The sequence below is a fragment of the Micromonospora rubida genome, from assembly GCF_009908295.1.
In the GTDB taxonomy this organism is placed as follows: Bacteria; Actinomycetota; Actinomycetes; order Mycobacteriales; family Micromonosporaceae; genus Micromonospora; species Micromonospora rubida.
This window is the reverse complement of the sequence record NZ_JAAALO010000026.1, coordinates 1-2,362: the sequence shown is the minus strand read 5'-3', so window position 1 is coordinate 2,362 and position 2,362 is coordinate 1. Positions and strand designations below refer to the sequence as shown.

The following is a 2,362-nucleotide window of genomic DNA, read 5'->3' as shown; positions in this document are numbered from 1 at the left end:
CGGCATCCCCACGCCGCCGCCCCACCTCAACAGCGTCCTGCACATCGCTCATAGCGTGTCCTCCTTCGAATCGCTCAACGACTCGGAACAGAGGTCACGCCCTTACACAGCAGATCTGACACCCTCCCACCGCCTGCGGCGCCTCGACGCCGGCCGGCAGGCCCTGCTTGCCCTGGCCCTCTCCGCAACGGTGACACCATCACCCGTCTGGCATGCGGTTTCGCGGTCAGCGTCACGACGGCCTGGCGGTACGTCCGGGAAGCCATCGACCTGCTCGCCGTACACGCCGAGGACCTGAACGCAGCCATGCGCCGCATCGGCCGGCTCGCATACGCGATTCTCGACGGCACCCTCATCCCGATCGACCGGGTCGCGGACCAGAGGCCGTACTACTCCGGCAAACACAAACGCCACGGGATGAACGTGCAGGTCATCGCGGACTGCGCCGGACGCCTGATCTGGGCATCGCCTGCCCTCCCTGGCGCTGTGCACGACCTGACCGCCGCCCGTACTCACGGCCTGATCGACGCCCTGACCAGCGCGAACGTCATGACGTTCGCCGACAAGGCGTACCAGGGCGCTGGCGGCAGCGTCCGCACGCCGTTCAAGCGGCACCGTCACCGGCCCCGACTATCCCGCCGGCAGAAGACCGTCAACCGCCACCACGCCAAGATCCGGGCCCTCGGCGAACGCGCCGTCGCCACCCTCAAGGGCTGGAAAGTCCTGGCCAAGCTCCGCTGCTGCCCCCGACGCGCCACCGCGATCGTCCAGGCCATCCTCGTCCTACATCACATCCACACCAGTCGAAACCCACGATGAAAAGGGCTCAACGATGACGGCCAGCGCCCCGACGGCGATCATCCAGGTTCGTAGTGGGTGTGTCTGCGGAGCCGGCTTCGGGACGCCGGACCGCTGGCGAGCGGCCCGCCGCAGCGACGCGGTGAGCTTCCGCCGTCCGCGCCCGATCGTCACCCGGAAACGTGTCATCACAGTGGGCAATGATGCCGTACGCGGCCTACCCTAGCCGGGACGTGGCGACACCGGCAGGGAGACTGCGGGGGCACGGAGCGCCGCTGTTTCCAGTGTGGAGTATTAGGGGGGGTCTGCTGCACCGGTAGGTGACAGTTTCAGTCACGCGGCCTGACTGGCCGGTGGGGTCATGATGGTCTCGTACTCGATAGGGGTCAACCGGGACAGGGATCGCTGTCGTCTGCGGCGGTGGTAGGTCCGTTCGATCCAGGTCACGATCGCGGTCCTCAGCTGCTGGCGGGTGGTCCAGGTTCGCCGGTCGAGGACGTTGTTCTGCAGCAGGCCGAAGAACGATTCCATGGCGGCGTTGTCGCCGGCGGCGCCGACTCTGCCCATCGACCCGATCATGTGATGCTGGTTGAGGGCGCGGATGAGTTTCCGGCTGCGAAACTGGGACCCCCGGTCGGTGTGTAGCACGCAGCCGGCCACTCGGCCGCGTCGGGCTACGGCGTTGTGCAACGCGTTGACGGCCAGCCGGGACTTCATCCGTGAGTCGATGGAGTAGCCGACGATCCGGTTCGACCAGACGTCCTTGATCGCGCACAGGTAGAGCTTGCCCTCGGCGGTGTGGTGCTCGGTGATGTCGGCCAGCCACAGCTGGTTCGCCCGTGGCGCGGTGAAGTCCCGGCGCACGAGATCGTCGTGCACCGGTGGGCCCACCTTGCCGCCCTTGCCGCGGCGCTTCTTCTTGCCGAACGCGCTCCACCAGCCGTTACCCGAGCAGATCCGCCACGCGGTTCGATCGGCCATCGGATGCCCAGCGTGCCGGGCCTCGTCAACCAGGAACCGGTACCCGAACTCCGGATCGTCGCGGTGGGCGTCCACCAGGGCGTTCGCGCGGTAAGCGGCAACGAGTTCGGCGTCGCCGACAGGCCGGGCGAGCCACCTGTAGTAGGGCTGACGAGCGATGCTCAATACCCGGCACGTCACCGCTACGGGGATACCGTCGGCGGCCAGCTCGCTCACGAGCGGGTAGAGCCTTTTCCCGGCAGGTTCGCCTGCGACAGATACGCCGCGGCCCGGCGCAGGACCTCGTTCTCCTGCTCCAGCAACCGGATCCGCTTGCGGGCCTCGCGCAACTCGGCTGACTCGCTGCCGCTGACACCCGGTCTGGTCCCAGCGTCAACGTCAGCCTGGCGCAGCCACTTGAACAACGTCATCGGGTGGACTCCGAAGTCCTTCGCGATCTGCTCGACCGTCACGCCAGGGGGTCGCGTCCACGGAAGTGGTGTACGACTTGCCCGTGATGGGCGTGTTGCGTAGATGAGAGACGGCCACCGCGCGATCCTTCGAGACGGCAAAGTCCGAGTGAAGGAGAGTGATGCGCGATGGC

General features: G+C 67.3%; 1 protein-coding gene and 1 pseudogene. One reads left to right on the top strand and one right to left on the bottom strand.

Annotation, left to right across the window (positions count from 1 at the left end; genetic code table 11):
* Positions 1-130: 130 nt before the first annotated feature.
* Positions 131-819, top strand: a pseudogene (locus tag GVV04_RS31895) (transposase family protein); the annotation flags it as partial.
* Positions 820-1,131: 312 nt separating this feature from the next.
* On the opposite strand, the gene GVV04_RS31890 reads toward GVV04_RS31895, so the two are convergent.
* Positions 1,132-2,231 (bottom strand): IS3 family transposase gene (locus tag GVV04_RS31890; protein ID WP_407938871.1). Its coding sequence is split into 2 segments (ribosomal slippage): positions 1,132-2,013 and positions 2,016-2,231, totalling 1,098 coding nucleotides; the frame shifts between segments, so codons are not numbered across the junction.
* Positions 2,232-2,362 lie beyond the last annotated feature (131 nt).